This window comes from Agrobacterium larrymoorei, from assembly GCF_037722385.1.
Lineage (GTDB): Bacteria > Pseudomonadota > Alphaproteobacteria > Rhizobiales > Rhizobiaceae > Agrobacterium > Agrobacterium larrymoorei_C.
In genome coordinates this window covers 23,354-41,525 of sequence record NZ_JBBKAQ010000019.1, presented here as the reverse complement: position 1 = coordinate 41,525, position 18,172 = coordinate 23,354, and the positions used below count along the sequence as shown (strand labels likewise).

Below are 18,172 nucleotides of genomic sequence, written 5' to 3'. Positions count from 1 at the left end.
CTTTGCGCAGCCATCATCTGCTGGCCGCAGTTGCAGCCGTGATCGGCACGGTGTTTATGAGCAGCCAACCCGCCATGGCAGCGAGCTGCCGAGCCGACGCATCCGCTGGCATCGACTGGAGCGAGTGCAACAAGCGTCTCTTGATGCTGGGCGGTAGTGTCCTGGACGGCGCCGACTTGCACGGTACCGACTTCACCTACACCGATCTTCGCGGCTCTTCCTTCAACAAGGCGAACATGGAGAAGGCTAAGCTCATCCGTACTTCCCTTGCATCATCGCAGCTGGAAGGCGCCAACCTCGTCAAGATCGAGGCGTATCGCAGCGATTTCAGCGATGCCAATGCAGAAAATGCCAAGTTCAATAGCGCGGAAATGCAGCGCGCCAATTTCGAGAACGCCAAGCTCGTCAATGCCGATTTCTCCAAGGCGGAGCTGGGCCGGGCGGATTTCAATGGTGCGGTGCTGACGGGGACCAAGTTCACGAAGGCTAATCTGTCACGCGCCAGCTTCACAGGCGCCAAATTCACCGGGCCTATCGATTTCTCCGACTCGTTCCTGCTGCTTGCCCGCATCGAAGGCCTCGACCTGTCTGCCGCAACCGGGCTTGATCAAAAGCAACTCGACATTGCCTGCGGCGACGACAAGACCAGGCTGCCACAAGGCTTGACCAAACCGACGACTTGGCCTTGCCCTGCCGATCCTGAAGACGATTGATGAGAGGAGATAGCCGGACATTGTTTCCGGCTGTCCTATTATCAGGCAGCTACACGCCTCCTCAAAAGCCTGACAACACAATCTTGCCCTTGGCTTTGCTACTTTCGATCAGCGCATGCGCCTTGATGAGATTTGCAGCATTGATCGTGCCGAACGTCTCCGTCAGCGTCGTTTTGATTTTGCCCTGATCGACCAGTTCCGACACATGGTCCAGCAGATTGTGCTGCTCCAGAATATCTGCTGTTTCGAACACCGGACGCGCAAACATCATCTCCCAGTGAACCGAGATAGCCTTGCGCTTGAAGGGCATGACATCGAACCCACCCTCAGGGTCGTCGATCAGGCAGTAGCGCCCCTGCGGTGCAATCATTTCTATGCTGTCCGCGCGGTGGACATCGCTGTGGGTGGTGGAAAAGACAAAGCTTGGCGCGCCAAGTCCAAGTGCTTCGACCTGAGGGGCGATGGGCTTGCTGTGATCCAGCACATGATGCGCACCGAATTGCGCGACCCATTCCTTCGTCTCCGGCCGCGATGCCGTCGCGATGACGGTGAGATCTGTCAGATGCCGCGCCAGTTGGATCGCGATCGACCCGACGCCGCCCGCACCACCGATGATAACGATTGCATTGGCACCACCCGCAACCGGCTCCTTTACCTTGAGACGATCAAAGAGTGCTTCATAGGCAGTGATCGCCGTCAGTGGCAGGGCGGCCGCTTCCTCGAAGCTTAGGCTTTTGGGCTTCTTGCCAACAATCCGCTCATCCACCAGGTGAAACTCACTATTGGTGCCGGGGCGGTTGATAGCGCCTGCATAAAATACTTCATCGCCCGGCTTGAACAGGCTGACCTTGTCGCCCACAGCCTTGACGACACCTGTGGCATCGAAGCCGAGGATGCGGGTCTGACCCGCCTCAGGTGCCTGGTTTCGGCGGACCTTCGTGTCGACCGGATTGACCGAAACGGCCTTCACTTCTACCAGAAGATCGTAGCCTTTCGCCTCCGGGGCAGACAGTTCGAAATCCACCAAAGCGTCTGCTTCCGTCACGGGCTTGCAGATCTTGTAACCGACAGCGCGCATGTTCTTTCTCCTTCGCTTGTTGCTTCGGCGTCTATTTGATAGCTATGAGCAAAGGCTGCAAGAATGCACATTTTTTGTCTATACTGACAAAAAGGATACTGTAGCCGTCACGGATCAAGGAAAACGGAGTTTCTTATGTCTCGCCCTCGCGCCAAATTGACGGATAACTTTCCGGGTTGCCCTGTGGAGTCGACGCTGTGCTACCTTGATGGCAAGTGGAAAGGCGTAATTCTGTATCATCTGCTGAATGAGGGCACGCTGCGCTTCAATGCGCTGCGTCGATACATTCCAAGCGTCACGCAGCGCATGTTAACGAAGCAGCTGCGCGAGCTGGAAGATGCTGGTCTGATTTCACGCACCGTCTTTCCCGTTGTGCCGCCAAGGGTCGACTACAGCCTGACACCACTTGGTCAGAGCTTGGAGCCGGTTATCTCGGCGCTCAAATCGTGGGGCGAAGCCCATGTGGTCTGCAAGGACGGGGTCAAGATCGTCGCCGCGCCCGCTGATCGCGTCACAACGCTCGCCGCTGCCGAATGAGCACAGCCGCCGACCTTCTTGAAAAGCAGCGCCGCGCTTATGTCCAAGATGGGCCGCCGTCGCTGGAGCAACGCCGAGCCGATCTGAAGGCATTGCGTAGCGTCGTGATCCGCTATCGAAGCCGGATCGAACAAGCGGTCGATGCAGATTTTGGCGGACGATCGCCGAATGAGACCGCACTTCTCGATATTGTCGGGGTGGTTCAGGCCATCGATTACCTTGATCGCAACCTGAAGCGCTTCATGAAGCCGGAGCGGCGCCATGTGGGCGCCTTGTCTCAGCGCGGACGCGCCTGGGTGGAGTATCAGCCGCTCGGAGTAATCGGTATTTTGTCGCCGTGGAACTATCCGTTTCTGCTCGCCATGGTGCCCCTCGCGACCGCACTTGCCGCGGGGAACCGGGCGATGTTGAAGCCCTCCGAACTGACGTCGGACACCAGCGCTTTGATGCAAACGATGTTGGCTGAGGTCTTCGCGGAAGAAAAGGTTGCCGTGGTTCTGGGAGACGCCAGTGTGGGGGCAGAGTTCAGCGGCTTACCCTTCGATCATCTTTTCTTTACTGGCAGCACGCAGGTCGGTCGTATGGTGATGAAGGCCGCAAGCGAGAACCTTGTGCCAGTCACACTCGAGCTCGGAGGCAAGAGCCCGACGATCATTCTACCAGGTCACGTCAATGCCCGAAGCGTAGGCTCTATCGTCTTTGGCAAGCTTGCCAACGCCGGTCAAACCTGCGTTGCACCGGATTACGTCTTCGTCCACGAAGCCGACATTGAGGGCTTCGTCGATGCGTTCGATAACGAGGTCGCGCGATCTTATCCGGATGGAGTGGCAAGCCGCGACTACGCTTCGATTGTCAGCGACAGACACCTTTCCCGGCTGAACGGATTGCTCGATGACGCACAGGGCAAAGGCGCGACCTTGCGTCCAGTGGGCAAAGAGGGTGATGCGGGGACGAGAACCCGCGTCCTTCGACCAACGCTTGTCGTCAATCCAACCGATGATATGGCGGTGATGCAGGAAGAAATCTTTGGTCCGATCTTGCCCGTGCTGAGCTACCGAGATGTTTCGCAAGTCATTGCCCATATCAATCAGCGGCCAAGACCACTGGCGCTTTATGTCTTCGGTGAGGCGCATGGTGAGGACTGTAAGGCGATCCTGTCACGCACCACGTCGGGCAATGTCGGCATCAACAACACAGTGCTGCATGTGGCGCAGGATGATCTGCCTTTCGGCGGGGTCGGTCCAAGCGGCATCGGCGCCTATCACGGCATCGAAGGCTTTCGCCGCATGAGCCATGCCAAGGGCGTATTCTCCCAAGGACGTTTCAGCGTACCAAGCCTTCTACGCCCGCCCTTCGGGCGGATGGTCAAGGCCGGGCTCGACTTTCTTTTGCGATAAAACCGGTACTCACTCGGAGGCGGAAGTAATGTTGATGGGCAAACAGATGGTGATGTCCAAACCGTCCGGCGACCAGTTGTAGCAAATCTCTCCGCGCATGTTGTCAACCGTGCGTTGGATCAGCGTGGAGCCGAAGCCTTTGTGGCTTGGGGCAATGCAGACCGGCCCACCGCGCTCGCTCCACATGATCTGCACTGTCTCAGCCTTGGTACAGGCAACCACGAGCCGGCCTTCCTCAGTGCTGAGCGACCCATATTTCGCTGCGTTGGTGGCAAGCTCATGTAAGATCAGAGCTACGCTGGTAATGTTATCGGCCCGGATGCGCACGTCATCGGTTCCGACGAAGACGACGTGTTCGGTCGTCGCTTCCATATAAGGTGCGAGAATATCGCCGATGATCTGACGCAACGGCACGTCTGGTGCGTAGGCCACATGCTCAAGAGAAAAGGTCGGCTGAACGAGATCATGCGCCCGCCCCAAGGCACGTAGCCGGCCTCGAACCGTCGAGGAAAGCTGTTCGGCGCTCGTTGCCGTGCGTGCAGTCATCGCCAGCATCGAGTCGGCCAGTGCAAAGACATTCTTCACGCGGTGGTTCAACTCTCGCAAAAGAAGCATCCGCTGTTCTTCTGCCCGGTCACGCGCCTGCTCGTGTTGCGAACGCTCGATGGCAATGGCCGCGGTGCGGGACACCATGCCGATCACCTCAAGATCGCGCTCGGAAGGCTTGCGGGGTTCGCGGTAATAATTGGCGAAGGTGCCCAGAATTCGGCCATCGGCGGCTCGGATCGGCATCGACCAGCAGGCGTGAAGATGATGAGCCAGTGCCAGTTTGCGGAAATTCGCCCAAAGCGGGTCGGTCGCGATGTCGTTGACGATGACGGGACTGCCTGAATGCGCTGAGGTCCCGCAGGATCCGACGCCGGGACCGATGGCGATACCGTCGATGGCATCGTTATAGTCACAAGGCAGGCTTGGCCCAGCACCATGGATTAGCCGCTTGCCATCTTCCGTGGTGAGCAGCACCGATGCCAGCAACTCTCCACCAGCAGGCTTTTCCGCCAGCAGCACGATATCGCGCAACACATCCTTCAGCGGGCCTCCCAACGCCACTCGTGCCAGAATATCGCGCTCGGCCGTGAGAAGGTCCGATGTTACCGACAGCGTATTAATCAAAGGCCCAGTCCAACCTGAAAGAGAAGGCCATGTGTCTGCGACAACGGCAATATCAAGAAGATATAAGAAGCCCGATATTAAATGTCTAATGGATAAAATACTTGAGTGAAGCGCGATACTTTCGAAGTAACGTGAGATGATCTCGCATTTTCTAAAATCTTTTATTTTAGATTTCACGAATTAGACGTGAGGGTGGATTTTGCTGGCCTGCACTACGCCCGTTTTTGCCAACTCCGCCCTTGATTTTCCCGCAATTTGGGACGAAGGATTTGCCGCGGCGTTCGCCGGCTCCTCATCATTCACATTTTTTTGCACCGCAACATCGAACTGCCCGGATTGGTTCATAATTTCGCGCGCAGTGATTGTCAGTTCAGGGACGGACCAGCATGGGTATTGGTTGGATAGAAGCCGCGATCCTCGGCTTTATTCAAGGACTCACGGAATTTTTGCCAATTTCCTCCAGCGCACATTTGAGAATCGCCGGTGAGTTTTTAGGGACAGGGGAAGACCCCGGCGCGGCGTTTACCGCCATCATCCAGATCGGCACGGAACTGGCCGTTTTGGTTTATTTCTGGTCCGATATCATGCGGATCGCCTTTGCATGGCTTCGCCATCATTTGCGGCTCGGCGGACAGTATGATCCGGCGGATGTTCGCCTCGGCTGGATGATCATCGTCGGTTCGGTGCCAATCGTACTGCTCGGACTTTTGTTCAAGGATGCGATCGAGCATTCGCTGCGCAATCTCTACATCACCGCGGTCATGCTGATTGTCTTCGGTATCATTCTGGGCCTTGCCGATCGCATCGGCCAAAAGAAGTATCCGATCAAGAAGCTGATCTGGCGGGATGCCATCATCTTCGGCTTTGCCCAGGCCATGGCGCTGATCCCCGGCGTTTCGCGATCCGGTGGCACGATCACCGCTGGCTTGCTGCTCGGCTACACGCGTGAAGCCGCGGCCCGCTATTCCTTCCTCCTGGCGGTTCCTGCCGTCTTCGGCTCCGGCTTCTACCAGCTCTTCAAGAGCATCGGACAGGAAAACCCTGTGGGCTGGGGCCAAACGGCTTTGGCGACCTTGATATCTTTCATCGTCGGATATGCCGTGATCGTCGTCTTCCTCAAGCTGGTCTCGACGAAGAGCTACATGCCGTTCGTCTGGTACCGCATCGTTATTGGTGTCGTGCTGCTTGGTCTGCTCTTTGCCGGTGTCATCAATCCGATCTGACGCCTCTCGGTAGACATCAGACAACGGTTTCACCCGGCGCGGTCCTCCGCGCCGGGTTAATTTTATCTCTTTTGCTTCGCGTAGAATGATTTTCCTTTCGATACGGTGCGAGAGCGGTTATCTCCGCTCCAACATCACCTCCCTTCCGGATGGTGCAACGCCTTTCTAAACTTTCGGGAAGAATGAATGACCGCCGACGTTCCTTGCGCCCTTGCAGTGGAGGACATCCACAAGAGCTTCGGCAATCACGAGGTTCTCAAGGGCATTTCGTTGACGGCCAAGAAGGGCGACGTGATCTCTATCGTCGGCTCCTCCGGATCCGGCAAGAGCACCTTTCTTCGATGCATCAACTTTCTGGAAATACCGGATAGCGGCCGGGTGAGCGTCAATGGCGAAGAGGTGGCGGTGAGGCGCGGGCGTGATGGCAAGTCCGTGCCGCAGAGCTGGCGTCAGGTGGAGCGCTTGCGCACCGGGCTGGGCATGGTGTTCCAAAGCTTCAATCTCTGGGCTCATCGTACGGTTCTTGAAAACGTCATCGAAGCGCCAGTCCATGTCATGGGCGTGAAGCGTGCCGAGGCAGTCGAAAAGGCAGAGGCCTTGCTGCACAAAGTGGGTCTCTTTGAGAAAAGAAATGCCTATCCGGCCTTCCTTTCTGGCGGGCAGCAACAGCGTGCCGCCATCGCCCGGGCGCTGTGCGTCGAACCCGCCGTTATGTTGTTCGACGAGCCGACGTCGGCGCTGGATCCCGAACTGGTCGGCGAAGTGCTGAAGGTAATCCGCGATCTGGCGGAAGAGGGCCGCACTATGCTGCTGGTGACGCATGAGATGCGCTTTGCCCGAGATGTCTCAAACCACGTTATGTTTCTGCATCAAGGCCGCGTGGAGGAGGAGGGGTCTCCGCAGCAGGTCTTCAACAATCCCAGCAGCGCGCGGACCCGTGAGTTTACCGGCGCGCTTGCCAACTGATAATCCCATAGGAGTTTGATATGAAATTTGTTGCCTCCCTGCTGGCCGGTACGGCCTTCGCTTTGTCGGCTTTCACGGCGAGTGCCGAAGTCCGCTTTGGCGTCATGAACGAAAGCTACCCGCCCTTTTTCGCCCAGGATGCCAGCGGCAAGTGGCACGGCTGGGAAATCGACCTCATGGATGCCGTCTGCGCGGAAATGAAGGAAAAATGCTCCATCGTTGCGCTCTCCTGGGATGGCTTGATCCCGGCGCTCGAAACCAAGAAGTTCGACGTCATCTGGTCGTCGATGTCCAACACGGCCGAGCGCCAAAAGGTCATCGATTTCACCAACAAATATTACAACACGCCAAGCAAACTGATTGGCGCGAAAGACGGCAAGCCGGGCGCGACGGCGGAGGACGTGAAGGGCAAGACGATCGGCATTCAGGTCGCTACCATCCAGTCCGCTTATTACGCCAAGTACTTCAAGGATGTCGCCGACGAGAAGACGTACCAGACACTGGATGAAGCCTTCCAGGATCTCGCTGCTGGCCGCATCGACTACGTTTTCGGCGATTCACTGGTGCTCGACGATTTCCTGAAGACCGATACTGGCAAGGATTGCTGCGCCGATGCCGGTAATGTTGCCGACGATCCTGAGATTCTCGGCCTTGGCGTGTCCGGTGGTGTGCGCAAGGACGACCAGGAACTGAAGCAGAAGCTGAATGCGGCGCTCGCTGCCGTTCGTGCCAGCGGCAAGTATGACGAGATCACCAAGAAATACTTCAGCTTCGATATCTACGGCGCGAAGTAAGTCTGGTTCCTCTCGCAAATGGCAGCTCCTGATAGCATCATCCAGCTTTTGTCTCCCTATCCCCCGGGATGGGGAGGCACATTGCTGTCTGGTGCTGCTGCGACGCTCGCCATTTCTGCCGGGGCCTATCTGATCGGTCTCGTCATCGGGATGGTGGGTGCGCTTGGCAAACTTTCCGACAACCGGGCTCTCGGTATTGTTCTTAATCTCTACACGACGCTGATCCGCTCGGTGCCTGAACTCATTCTGATCGTCGGCCTCTATTATGCTGGAACGGACGGCCTGAACCGCCTGTTGGAGATGGCAGGACTGCCGCCGCTGGAAGTCAACGGGTTCGTCGCCGCTGTCGCCGTGCTCGGCTTTGTGCAGGGTGCCTATATGACGGAAGTGCTGCGAGGCGCGATCCTGTCGATCCCGAACGGGCAGATCGAAGCGGCCAAAGCGTTCGGCATGTCGCCGTTTTTGCGCTTTCGCCGTGTGGTCCTTCCCGCTCTCCTGCCGAACGCTCTGCCTGGCCTGTCGAACCTCTGGCTTTCGGTGACCAAGGACAGCGCGCTGGTGGCGGTCGTTGGCTACCAGGAGCTGGCACTTGCCACGCGTCTGGCCGGCGCCAGCACCAAGCATTATTTCCTGTTCTTCATGGCCGCCGCGCTGATCTATCTGGCGATCACCCTTGTCTCCAATTTTGTCTTCCGGCTGATCGAGCGGCGCGTGCGTCGCGGTCAGCCGTCGCTGGCGTAAGGGGGACAAAATGACCTTTTCCTGGATCGAAAAATATTGGCCGCTTCTCCTCAGTGGAGCATGGCAGACCATCGCCTTGCTGGTGATCTCCGTCAGCCTTGGCTTCATTCTGGCTATCGGCCTCGCCTTTGCCCAGGTCAGCGGCGGCAGGTTCACGCGGCTTCTGGCGCGCGGCTATTGCACTTTTTTCCGCGGTACGCCGCTGCTGATCCAGCTCTGGCTTCTCTACTACGGCGTCGGTTCGTTTCTGCCGATGATCCCTGGCTTGCGGCAAAGCTTCCTCTGGCCGATCCTCAGGGAAGGCTTTTTCTTCGCAGCCGTCAGCTTCACGTTGAATTACGCGGCTTACGAAGCGGAAGTGCTGCGCGGCGCGTTGCTTGGTGTTCCAAAGGGCGAGCTGGAAGCAGCACGCGCTTTCGGCATGAGCCCGTTCAAGCTTGCCCGCCGCATCTGGCTGCCGCGCGCCATTCGCAACGCGCTGCCCACCATCGCGGGTGAGGTGGTGATGCAGCTGAAAGCCACGCCGCTCGCTTTCACTGTCACGGTGATGGATCTTTACGCGGTGGCCTACAAGGTCCGGCAGGACACGCTTTTGGTCTACGAGCCGCTTCTGGTCGTTACCATCTTTTATCTCATTCTCACGGCTATCATTGCCCGCTGCTTCGGCATCATCGAAGCGCAGGTGCCAGTACGACGCTAAGCGGCGACGCTCGTTCGGCGCCACAAACAAAGGAGTTTTTTCATGGGCGATATTCGCATTCTCGATGGCGGCATGAGCCGCGAATTGCAGCGTCTCGGTGCCGAACTGAAGCAGCCCGAATGGTCCGCACTTGCCCTCATCAACGCGCCCGACATCGTTCGCCAGGTTCATGCCGAGTTCATCGAGGCCGGTGCCGACGTCGTCACCACCAATTCCTACGCACTCGTGCCCTTTCACATCGGCGAAGAACGCTTCCAGCAAGAAGGCGCGTCGCTGATCGCCCTCTCAGGACGACTGGCGCGCGAAGCAGCCGATGCCTCAGGCAGGAAGGTCACGGTCGCAGGCTCACTGCCGCCGATTTTCGGCTCCTACGAGCCGCAGAATTTCGATGCGTCCCGCGTCCAAGATTATCTTAGCGTTCTGGTGGATAACCTCGAGCCCTTCGTTGACGTCTGGCTGGGTGAAACACTGAGCCTGATCGCCGAGGGCGAGGCTGTCCGACAAGCGGTCTCGAGGACGGGCAAGCCCTTCTGGATTTCCTTCACCCTGGATGACGAACCGGCGCAGGTAAACGGCGCTGAACCTAAGCTGCGCTCCGGCGAGACGGTTCGCGCCGCTGCTGAATGGGCCGCCGGTTCCGGTGCTGCCGCGCTGCTGTTCAACTGCAGCAAGCCAGAAGTGATGAAAGCTGCCGTCGAGACGGCAGCAGACACGTTCAAGGAAAAGGGTGTCGCGCTTAAAATCGGCGTCTACGCCAATGCCTTCGAGGGCGAGCAAGGTGACTCGGCAGCCAATGAGGGCCTGCATGGCACGCGCGACGATCTGACAGACGATGTCTATTCTCGCTTCGCCTGCAGCTGGGCGGATGCCGGCGCCACGATGATCGGCGGATGCTGCGGCATTGGTGCGGCCCATATCCACAAAGTGGCAGGCGCACTGCACGCTCGTTGAAGGGTGGTGACGTCTACCGTGTCTCGATCGAAAACACGTCGAGACCGGTGACGTCCTCTTCCAGCAGAGTGAAGTCCTGTTTCAGATAATAGGGCCTCTTGTCGGCCGTGGCGCAGAGATAGCAGGTGCCATAGCCAAATGATCCGATGTGTTGGCGAGCCTGCTTGATCAAGACAGCAGCGACGCCCTGTTTGCGATAATCGGGATCGACCCAAAGCGCGGCGATCCACGGCGCATATTGCGGTCGCGCGTCGAGATCGTTGTCGATGACGAGCACGGAGCCAATATAGATCTCGCCTTCGTGCGCCACCAGCGCAAAAGGGATGGCATCCTCTCCCAACATCATGTCGAGATGTGCCCGATAATCTTCGAGCGGCACGCCGCTTTCCGTCCACCAGGCGTTCCAGCCGCGATGAGCGATCGTGTCGGCGAATGATGGCTGCTGACGAAGGTTGGATATCTGCATGTAATCTCTCATTATCCTGAATCTGAAATCGAGAGCAAGGCTACAAGCAATTGATAAGCCTGCGCAATGACGTTGCGCGACAGTGAGCCCAGCCGCCGAGGGGCGACCGGGCTCAGGCACATTAAAGCAACGTGCCGCTGAGGATGACCAGGGCAACGGAGAAGTATATGACAAGGCCGCTGACATCCACCAGCGTGGCAACGAAAGGAGCCGAGGCGCTTGCCGGGTCCAGACGCAGGCGCTGGAGGATGAAGGGCAGCATCGAGCCGCAGACCGAGCCGAAGGTGACAATGCCGATCAGCGCTGCAAAGACCGTGAAGCCGACCAGCAGCCAGTGTTCGCCGTAATCGTAGAAGCCTGCCTGCTGCCAGATGGTGAGCCGAAGGAAACCAATGGCGCCAAGGATTGCGCCAAGCGCGAGGCCGCTTGGCAGTTCGCGCAGCAGCACCTTCCACCAGTCGGAAAGCTTCAGTTCGCCGAGCGCCAGAGCGCGGATGATCAGCGATGTAGCCTGCGAGCCCGAGTTGCCGCCAGATGACATGATGAGTGGAATGAAAAGCGTCAGAACGACGGCCTTTTCCAGTTCCCCTTCGAAGTGCTGCATGGCGCTTGCCGTTAGCATTTCACCGAGGAAGAGGGCAGACAGCCAGCCGGCGCGCTTGCGGATCATGTCCATGAAGCCCATGGCCATATAGGGCTTGCCGAGAGCCTCCATGCCGCCGAACTTGTGGGCATCTTCCGTCGTATCGGCAATCATGGTGTCGATCACGTCGTCGACGGTGACGATGCCAAGGATACGGGCATGCTCATCCACCACCGGAATGGCCAGCAGATCGTGCTTGCGGATAAGGCGCGCTACATCTTCCTGCGACATCTGAGGATCGGCATAAACGACGCTCTCGCGGGATGCTGCGGACAGGATCGATGCTTCAGGATCTGCAGTGACGAGACGGCGCAGCGTCACGACCTTGCTCAATGTACCATCCTCGGCCAGCACATAGATGGCATAGACCGTTTCACGCGAACGCTCGACGACGCGAATGTGCGAAAGGGTCTGTTCCACCGTCCAGCTGTCCGGGACGCTGACGAACTCCGTCGTCATGATGGAGCCGGCGGTACGGGGCGGATAGGTCATCAGATGCTGGATGGCGGCAGCCGTTGCCCGGTCCAGACGCGAAAAGAGCTTGGCGCGGTGGGCTTCATCCATCTCGGCCATGACGTCCGCGACGCGGTCATCCGACATGAGGTTGACGAAGCGGGTTGCCTGCTCCAGCGGAATGGCGGCAACGATATCGGCGGCGTGGTGCAACTCCGGACGGTCCAGAATGGCAACGGCCTTGGGTTGCGGCATTTTCAAGAGAGCGTCGACGGCATCATGCACGTCGAGTGCGTTCAGCTGCTCGACACGTTCTGCAATGGTGGAAAGACCTGCATCACCGCTGCGAAAAAGACGTGCGGCCTTGCTGGCTCTCTGGGAGAGGGTGTGAAAGTTCATGATTGCTCACCTTCCAGTCGATCCGCCGATCTCGGCGGGCCGTGGTGAGCCGACAGGAGTCAGATCAGAGCACGTCTCGCCGGTCTCGGCAAAGGCAATCGACTACTACTGTCGCTAGACATCAAACGATGCTCCGTGAATATCCGTGCCAGGATGTTGTTGAACCCTGCACGTGAGGCTGTGGTGCGCCTGAACCGCGTCATAGTCAAGCGGTCCGAAGATGAAATTTTTGCAAGGTTGATCTGTGCCAGAAGCAAAGCAGATTTTCCTCTAAAATCAGACGCCTACGCTTTGTCTGAGAAACGCCGATTGTCGCCGGTTCCGGCTCCGGAATCAGGCGAAAGGTCGAGACGTCTGCACGGGATTCATCCTGCCTGAACCTACCAAATGAGCGGCTAATATATACTGTATTGACAGGGGTATAGGGGCTTGGAGCCGACCCGGTTTAACCGGTGGTTAACCATAACCGCCATAGGGTGATCGCCAACGTCGGCATGAGGCCACGTGACGACTGTCGGTATGCTCATGGTCCGCCGCCCGCTCTTCGCAGCACCTAAATTTTTAGCCTTGCTTGCCGCCACTGCGCCTGTCGCTTTCGTGGCGACATCACTGTCTGCGCAATCGGTTTGGACAGGTGCGGGGGATAACGCGTTCGAGAAAGACGCGAACTGGACGCCAGGCGCACCCGCCACAACCGATAGCGCCACGGTCAACACCGGCTCGCCGCAAGTATCCACTGGCGAGACGATCGACAGGCTCGACGTCGGCGGCGGAAATCTCACGATCACCGATACAGGTGCCTTGAGCGTTAGCAGCGGTACGACGATGACGTCAGGCAGCGTCACCATCAATAACGGTGGCCTCTTAACGTCCGATGTTGATCTTTTAGGCGGCAGTCTCGCTGTCGACGGTACGCTGGACGGCAAGCTTTCGCTCCAAAATGGCAGCGTCACTGTGAACGGCACGCTTCGGGACGCCGTCGTCGGGAACGGGACCTCGCTTTCCAACAATGGCACGATGACAAGCGCCTCGGTCGCTGCCGGCGGCACCTTCACCAATAATGGCGGCGCGACCCTGTCCACTCTGGACAATGCAGGCGATGCATCGAATGCGGGTCGGATCGGAACGCTGCAAAACACGGACGGCAATTTCACCAACAATGCCGGGGGCGAAATTCTTGGCAGGACGACCGTATCGGGCGGAAGCGTTACCAACAATTTCGTGGTGACGGATGTGGATGTCGCAGCTGCCGCCGCCTTTGCCAATAATGGTGGCGCAACGGCGGGCAACATCCGCAATGCCGGATCAGTCGCCAACGCCGGCACGGTCGCCTCGCTTCAAAACGATGGCGGTAGCTTTACCAACAATGTGGGCGGCGACATCACCGGCAAGACGACAATTGCTGGCGGGACCGTCACCAACAATTTTGTAGTAACGGATGTTGATATTGCAGCCGCGGCGGCCTTTGCCAACAATGCAGGCGCAACGGCTGGCACTGTTCGCAATTCCGGCACCTTGACCAATGCCGGAACGATCTCCTCACTACAAAACAACGCCGGAACGACCACCAACAATACCGGTGGCAGGATCACTGGTACGACGAGGGTTGCGGGCGGAACGGTGACTAATAATTTTGTGGTCACGGATGTGGATGTTGCCGCTGCCGCCGCATTCGTCAACAACACCGGGGCTTCTGCTGGCGCTGTCACCAACCGGGGCGCGACCACCAATGCCGGCACAGTGGCCTCACTCGACAATCAGGCCGGGCTCTTCACCAACAATACCGGTGGCGCAGTGACAGGGACGACGACGATCAGCGGCGGTCGTGTGGTCAACAACGACACGCTCGGTGATGTGGAGAACCGTGCAGGCGGCAGCTTCATCAACAATCTTGGCGCCACAGCTGATGTTGTCGTCAATGAAGGCATGGCGACGAATGATGGCACGGTCGCGTCGCTGACCAACTCGGGCGGTCGTTTCACCAACACCGGGACGATCACCGGTCAGGCTACCATTACAGGCGGCGAACTGACGAACGACGGCACGATTTCTGACGCCGTGGACATCTTCGATGGCGGCCTGCTGAGCGGTACCGGTGTGTCGGGCGGTCTGCTGGTTCGCGCGGGCGGCGCGCTGGCTCCGGGGCCGGGCATGGCGACGATGACTGTCAGCGGCAATGCGACCTTCCGGGCAGGGTCCGTCTATGATGTCGATATCGACTCCACCGGCCGCTCCGATCGTCTCGATGTCTCCGGTACGGCTCGTCTGGAAGGCGGCGTGGTCGATCTGCGTGCGGCAAGCGGCACTTACGGCCTTTCGACAAACTACCGGATTCTGACTGCGGGCCAAGTCGATGGCACTTTCGATCGAGTGACCAGCGACTTCGCCTTCCTATCGCCAACGCTCACCTATGGGCTGACATCCGTCGATCTCCAACTCGACCGTAACGCGGTGCGCTTTGCCGATGTTGCGCGCACGTCGAACGACCGCGCGGCAGCGGGTGCCATCGAAGCGGCGGGGCCAACGGCCACGCTGTTTCAGGCCATCCTGCCGCTTGATATCCAGACTGCGGAGAGTGCCTTCGCCCAGCTCAATGGCGAGCTTCACGCGTCATTCAAATCCGCGCTCGTCTCGGAGAACATGTTGCTTCGCGAAGCGATCCTCGACAAGACCAACCGCCTCACGAGGGAAGGTGAGGTGGCCGACGGCAGCTTATGGGCGACGGGTCTTGTCTCGAGAGAGAGTTTTGCTGGGAATACTACGGCGGGTACCCTCGATGTAAGCACAGTCGGAACGCTGATCGGCGGTGACGCCCCGATTGGAGACGATTGGCGCCTCGGCGGCGTGCTGGGTTACAGCACGCTTGACGCCGCCGCCGGAGCCGAGGCCCAGTCCTATCACATCGGACTGTACACGCACGCCGAGATGGAGCCGTTCAACTTGACGGGTGGCGCCATCTATACCCGAAACGAGATAGTCACGCGAAGAAACGTAGCCTTCGACACGTTCTCCGATATGCTCAAGGCCGATTACAGTCGCTCCACGTCGCAGGTTTTTGCCGATATCGGCTGGACCTTCGAGGCAGATGAATTTCGTTTGCAGCCCTTCGCCGGTCTCGCCTACACCGCAATCGACGGTGGCGCGATCAGGGAAGACGGAGGAGCGGCAGCGCTCGCGATCGAAGACAAATCTTTCAATATGACCACTTCCACCCTGGGTCTGCGCGTCTCGACCGATCTGGAGATAGGCGAGGTGCCAATTCTCCTGTCCGGCCTGGTCGGTTGGCGCCACAATTTCGGCCAAGCGGCATCCTTCGCGATGGCGCGCTTCGATGGTGGCGACCCCTTCGTGCTGGAAGGGATTGGCGTGCCGGAGGATGCGATGGTGGTGAAGGCCGGTGTTACCGTCCATCTGTCGAAATCGGCGGGTCTGATGCTGAGCTATAGCGGTGATTTCGCGAAAGGATACAGTTCGAACGCTGCCCTCGCCGACCTCACGGTCAATTTCTAGAATTGGATCTAGATGCTGCGGACCTTGTCCTGCCGTTCAAGAGCGACCGCGACCATGAACACCAGCAATCCCGCGAAGGAGAGGATCGCGCCGATATAGCCGGTCGAAGCATAGCCATATCCGAGCGCGATCACCACGCCTCCGAGCCAAGCCCCGAGTGCATTGGCAATGTTGAACGCCGAATGGTTGGAGGCCGCAGCGAGAGTCTGCGCATCGGCTGCAACATCCATCAGGCGTGTTTGGACAGCAGGGCAGGCGGCAAAACCGCAGCCGATCAGGAAGACGCAGAGGCACAGCATGTAGGGATTATGCGCCGTCAGCCCGAAGATCGTCATCAGGACGACGTTGAAAGCCAGCATGCCGCCGATGGTGCCGTTCAGGGAGAGGTCGGCAAGACGCGAGCCGACGACGTTGCCGACATTCATGCCGATGCCGAAGAGCGCCAGCACGATCGGCACCGCTGAGACCGGCATCATGGCAACGTCGGTTGTCGTCTTGGCAATATAGCTGAAGACCGCGAACATTCCACCGAACCCGACTGCTGCAACAGCGAGTGAGAACCAGACCTGAACGCGACGGAAAGCTCCCAGTTCGCGCCAGACGCTTGCACCTTCCTGCACCTTGTCGCGTGGCTGAAACATGAAGAGAAGCGCGACGGTCAGAAGTGCGATGCCACCCACCATCAAGAAGGCCGCTCTCCAGGAGAACAGTTGGCCGAAGAATGTCGCAAGCGGCGTGCCCAGAAGAGTGGCAATGGTAAGACCCAGCATGACCCGACCGACGGCGCGAGCACGCCTGTGGATCGGTGCCATCGAGGCTGCCACGAGCGCGGCAACCCCGAAATAGGCACCGTGCGGCAAGCCGGTGATGAAGCGCAGTGTGGTGAAGGTCCAGAAGTCCGGCGCAAGGGCGCTGAGAATGTTGCCGGCTGCAAACAGGCCCATCAGGGACAGCAGAAGCAGACGGCGTGTGAGGCGCGCAGCGAGAACCGCGATGATCGGCGCGCCGATAACCACACCGAGCGCATAGGCTGTGATGACGTAACCGGCGACCGGAACGCTGACGCCATAGGTCGTTGCCACATCCGGCAGCAGGCCCATGATGGCAAATTCACCCGTACCGATGCCGAAACCGCCGGCGGCAAGCGCCAGTTCGATCAGCGCGATGGCAACTGGGGTAAGGCCGGTCTGCGCCGATGACGCAACAGAATCGTCTTCCGCATCGGCGCGGTTTTCGCGTGGACAGCTTTGGCTCATGGGTTTCCCGGCTGCGACGGAACGCTTCCCATGCAAAGAGACGTTCACGAAGAAAAAAGGGCAAGATCGACATGGTCGATTTGCCCTGACTGGAGATGTTGGCCACCAAAATGACCTTATGTTGCTTCTAGCATGTTTTTGTGCGTCGCGGTAGTGTTGATTCGATGAATTCCGGATCGTCGCTGCTTCTGATGGAACCCTTTTTGCGTTCGGCGATTTAGGTCGCGCTTCGTGCTCAATAGCTGGATGGATAGATGAGGCTGGTTGCGATCTTCAACCGCGATGGCGGAACGTTCAAGACCACCGATCTGGACGCCTATTGCGACCATACACGGAAGGTATTCTCCGAGGCAGGTCATGAGATCGAATGCCGCCTCGTGTCCGGCAAGGATATCGTTCAGGAGATGGAGCGCACCGCCGATGATGCCGGGCTGGATGGCTTGATTGCTGGTGGTGGTGACGGCACCATTTCTGCTGCTGCAGGCATTGCCTGGAAACATGGGATAGCGCTTGGCGTCGTGCCGGCCGGAACGATGAACCTCTTTGCGCGATCGCTCAAACTGCCGCTCGACATTTGGCAGGCGGTCGACACCTTGGCCCAAGGACACGTCCAGAACGTCGATATTGCCAGCGCCAATGGTCATCCTTTCGTTCACCAGTTCTCGGCCGGGCTCCATGCCCGCATGGTCCGCTACCGCGACCGCATGCAATATGCCTCAAGACTTGGAAAAATCCGGGCCAATATCCGCGCTGCTGTGAGCGTTGTGCTCAATCCGCCAGTCTTCGATGTGGAATTCACAGTGGCTGGAGAGACCCAGCACCGTCGTGTCTGCGCCATCTCTGCCTCTAACAATGAGTTCGGGCCAAACCCGCTATTGGTGGCGGATGATATCACCCGCGGTCGTCTTGGCTTCTACGTTGCGGAAGCCTTGAGACCGTCCGGCGTCGCGCGCCTTGCGATCGATATTCTGCGCGGACGGCTGAAAGAAAACGCGGCAGTCACGACGATGGCTGTCGAAAATGTCGAGTTGCATTTTCCCAAAAGGCGGCACGACGTGCGTTGCGTCATTGATGGCGAGTTGCTGCCGATGAAGCGCGATGTAGAGCTCAAAATCCACGCTGGCGAATTGAAGGTGATCGTCGCGAAAGACACCACCAACGTCTGATTTCGG

General features: G+C 58.6%; 16 protein-coding genes. 11 read left to right on the top strand and 5 right to left on the bottom strand.

Features of this window, described 5'->3' with window-relative positions; genetic code table 11:
* Window positions 1-56 precede the first annotated feature (56 nt).
* Window positions 57-713, top strand: a complete 657-nt coding sequence (locus WKI41_RS18200) for a pentapeptide repeat-containing protein (protein WP_425341070.1) — start codon at window positions 57-59, stop codon at window positions 711-713.
* Window positions 714-774: 61 nt separating this feature from the next.
* On the opposite strand, the gene WKI41_RS18195 is transcribed toward WKI41_RS18200, so the two are convergent.
* Window positions 775-1,791 carry a zinc-binding alcohol dehydrogenase family protein gene (locus WKI41_RS18195; RefSeq protein WP_340194884.1) on the bottom strand — a complete coding sequence of 339 codons (1,017 nt, stop codon included), beginning with the start codon at window positions 1,789-1,791 and terminating at the stop codon, window positions 775-777.
* A 135-nt stretch (window positions 1,792-1,926) separates the two neighbouring features.
* On the opposite strand from WKI41_RS18195, the gene WKI41_RS18190 reads away from it, so the two are divergent.
* On the top strand, window positions 1,927-2,328 hold the full coding sequence (locus WKI41_RS18190; protein WP_340194883.1) for a winged helix-turn-helix transcriptional regulator: 402 nt from the start codon (window positions 1,927-1,929) through the stop codon (window positions 2,326-2,328).
* Window positions 2,325-3,725, top strand: coding sequence for a coniferyl aldehyde dehydrogenase (locus WKI41_RS18185; protein ID WP_340194882.1), 1,401 nt, complete (start codon window positions 2,325-2,327; stop codon window positions 3,723-3,725). The genes WKI41_RS18190 and WKI41_RS18185 overlap by 4 nt, the downstream gene beginning before the upstream one ends.
* Window positions 3,726-3,734: 9 nt before the next feature.
* On the opposite strand, the gene WKI41_RS18180 is transcribed toward WKI41_RS18185, so the two are convergent.
* Window positions 3,735-4,898: a sensor histidine kinase gene (locus WKI41_RS18180; protein WP_340194881.1), complete on the bottom strand. Its 1,164-nt coding sequence runs from the start codon at window positions 4,896-4,898 to the stop codon at window positions 3,735-3,737.
* Window positions 4,899-5,284: 386 nt separating this feature from the next.
* Here WKI41_RS18180 and WKI41_RS18175 point away from each other — a divergent pair, with 386 nt between their 5' ends.
* The 6 genes from WKI41_RS18175 (at window position 5,285) to WKI41_RS18150 (ending at window position 10,273) form a co-directional block, all read left to right on the top strand.
* Complete coding sequence (locus tag WKI41_RS18175; RefSeq protein ID WP_340194880.1) at window positions 5,285-6,121, top strand: undecaprenyl-diphosphate phosphatase; 837 nt, start codon at window positions 5,285-5,287, stop codon at window positions 6,119-6,121.
* A 186-nt stretch (window positions 6,122-6,307) separates the two neighbouring features.
* A complete protein-coding gene (locus tag WKI41_RS18170) occupies window positions 6,308-7,087 on the top strand; it encodes an ABC transporter ATP-binding protein (protein ID WP_340194879.1) in 780 nt (259 codons plus the stop codon).
* Window positions 7,088-7,107: 20 nt separating this feature from the next.
* Window positions 7,108-7,881 (top strand): transporter substrate-binding domain-containing protein, encoded by a 774-nt coding sequence (locus WKI41_RS18165; protein ID WP_340194878.1) that lies wholly within the window; start codon window positions 7,108-7,110, stop codon window positions 7,879-7,881.
* Window positions 7,882-7,899: 18 nt separating this feature from the next.
* Window positions 7,900-8,622 (top strand): ABC transporter permease subunit, encoded by a 723-nt coding sequence (locus tag WKI41_RS18160; RefSeq protein WP_340194877.1) that lies wholly within the window; start codon window positions 7,900-7,902, stop codon window positions 8,620-8,622.
* A gap of 10 nt (window positions 8,623-8,632) precedes the next feature.
* On the top strand, window positions 8,633-9,322 hold the full coding sequence (locus WKI41_RS18155; protein WP_340194876.1) for an ABC transporter permease subunit: 690 nt from the start codon (window positions 8,633-8,635) through the stop codon (window positions 9,320-9,322).
* 42 nt (window positions 9,323-9,364) lie between these two features.
* Window positions 9,365-10,273: a homocysteine S-methyltransferase family protein gene (locus WKI41_RS18150; RefSeq protein ID WP_340194875.1), complete on the top strand. Its 909-nt coding sequence runs from the start codon at window positions 9,365-9,367 to the stop codon at window positions 10,271-10,273.
* 13 nt (window positions 10,274-10,286) lie between these two features.
* Here WKI41_RS18150 and WKI41_RS18145 read toward each other — a convergent pair whose 3' ends face one another.
* The gene (locus WKI41_RS18145) at window positions 10,287-10,739 is read right to left on the bottom strand and encodes a GNAT family N-acetyltransferase (RefSeq protein ID WP_340194874.1); all 453 of its coding nucleotides are present in this window, start codon (window positions 10,737-10,739) and stop codon (window positions 10,287-10,289) included.
* A gap of 121 nt (window positions 10,740-10,860) precedes the next feature.
* Window positions 10,861-12,234, bottom strand: coding sequence for a magnesium transporter (gene mgtE / locus WKI41_RS18140; RefSeq protein WP_340194873.1), 1,374 nt, complete (start codon window positions 12,232-12,234; stop codon window positions 10,861-10,863).
* 504 nt (window positions 12,235-12,738) lie between these two features.
* Here mgtE and WKI41_RS18135 point away from each other — a divergent pair.
* Window positions 12,739-15,744, top strand: a complete 3,006-nt coding sequence (locus tag WKI41_RS18135) for an autotransporter outer membrane beta-barrel domain-containing protein (RefSeq protein ID WP_340194872.1) — start codon at window positions 12,739-12,741, stop codon at window positions 15,742-15,744.
* An 8-nt stretch (window positions 15,745-15,752) separates the two neighbouring features.
* On the opposite strand, the gene WKI41_RS18130 is transcribed toward WKI41_RS18135, so the two are convergent.
* A complete protein-coding gene (locus WKI41_RS18130; protein WP_340194871.1) occupies window positions 15,753-17,000 on the bottom strand; it encodes an MFS transporter in 1,248 nt (415 codons plus the stop codon).
* A gap of 254 nt (window positions 17,001-17,254) precedes the next feature.
* Here WKI41_RS18130 and WKI41_RS18125 point away from each other — a divergent pair, with 254 nt between their 5' ends.
* Window positions 17,255-18,166, top strand: coding sequence for a diacylglycerol/lipid kinase family protein (locus tag WKI41_RS18125; protein ID WP_340194870.1), 912 nt, complete (start codon window positions 17,255-17,257; stop codon window positions 18,164-18,166).
* The last annotated feature ends 6 nt before the right edge of the window (window positions 18,167-18,172 follow it).

What these genes read in the sequence shown, in the direction of transcription:
- WKI41_RS18160 (WP_340194877.1), top strand. Translation starts at nt 7,900, where the DNA reads ATGGCAGCTCCTGATAGCATCATCCAGCTTTTGTCTCCCTATCCCCCG.
- WKI41_RS18170 (WP_340194879.1), top strand. Translation starts at nt 6,308, where the DNA reads ATGACCGCCGACGTTCCTTGCGCCCTTGCAGTGGAGGACATCCACAAG.
- WKI41_RS18175 (WP_340194880.1), top strand. Translation starts at nt 5,285, where the DNA reads ATGGGTATTGGTTGGATAGAAGCCGCGATCCTCGGCTTTATTCAAGGA.
- WKI41_RS18165 (WP_340194878.1), top strand. Translation starts at nt 7,108, where the DNA reads ATGAAATTTGTTGCCTCCCTGCTGGCCGGTACGGCCTTCGCTTTGTCG.
- mgtE (WP_340194873.1), bottom strand. Translation starts at nt 12,234, where the DNA reads ATGAACTTTCACACCCTCTCCCAGAGAGCCAGCAAGGCCGCACGTCTT.
- WKI41_RS18185 (WP_340194882.1), top strand. Translation starts at nt 2,325, where the DNA reads ATGAGCACAGCCGCCGACCTTCTTGAAAAGCAGCGCCGCGCTTATGTC.
- WKI41_RS18150 (WP_340194875.1), top strand. Translation starts at nt 9,365, where the DNA reads ATGGGCGATATTCGCATTCTCGATGGCGGCATGAGCCGCGAATTGCAG.
- WKI41_RS18200 (WP_425341070.1), top strand. Translation starts at nt 57, where the DNA reads ATGAGCAGCCAACCCGCCATGGCAGCGAGCTGCCGAGCCGACGCATCC.
- WKI41_RS18155 (WP_340194876.1), top strand. Translation starts at nt 8,633, where the DNA reads ATGACCTTTTCCTGGATCGAAAAATATTGGCCGCTTCTCCTCAGTGGA.
- WKI41_RS18190 (WP_340194883.1), top strand. Translation starts at nt 1,927, where the DNA reads ATGTCTCGCCCTCGCGCCAAATTGACGGATAACTTTCCGGGTTGCCCT.
- WKI41_RS18195 (WP_340194884.1), bottom strand. Translation starts at nt 1,791, where the DNA reads ATGCGCGCTGTCGGTTACAAGATCTGCAAGCCCGTGACGGAAGCAGAC.
- WKI41_RS18130 (WP_340194871.1), bottom strand. Translation starts at nt 17,000, where the DNA reads ATGAGCCAAAGCTGTCCACGCGAAAACCGCGCCGATGCGGAAGACGAT.
- WKI41_RS18125 (WP_340194870.1), top strand. Translation starts at nt 17,255, where the DNA reads ATGAGGCTGGTTGCGATCTTCAACCGCGATGGCGGAACGTTCAAGACC.
- WKI41_RS18145 (WP_340194874.1), bottom strand. Translation starts at nt 10,739, where the DNA reads ATGCAGATATCCAACCTTCGTCAGCAGCCATCATTCGCCGACACGATC.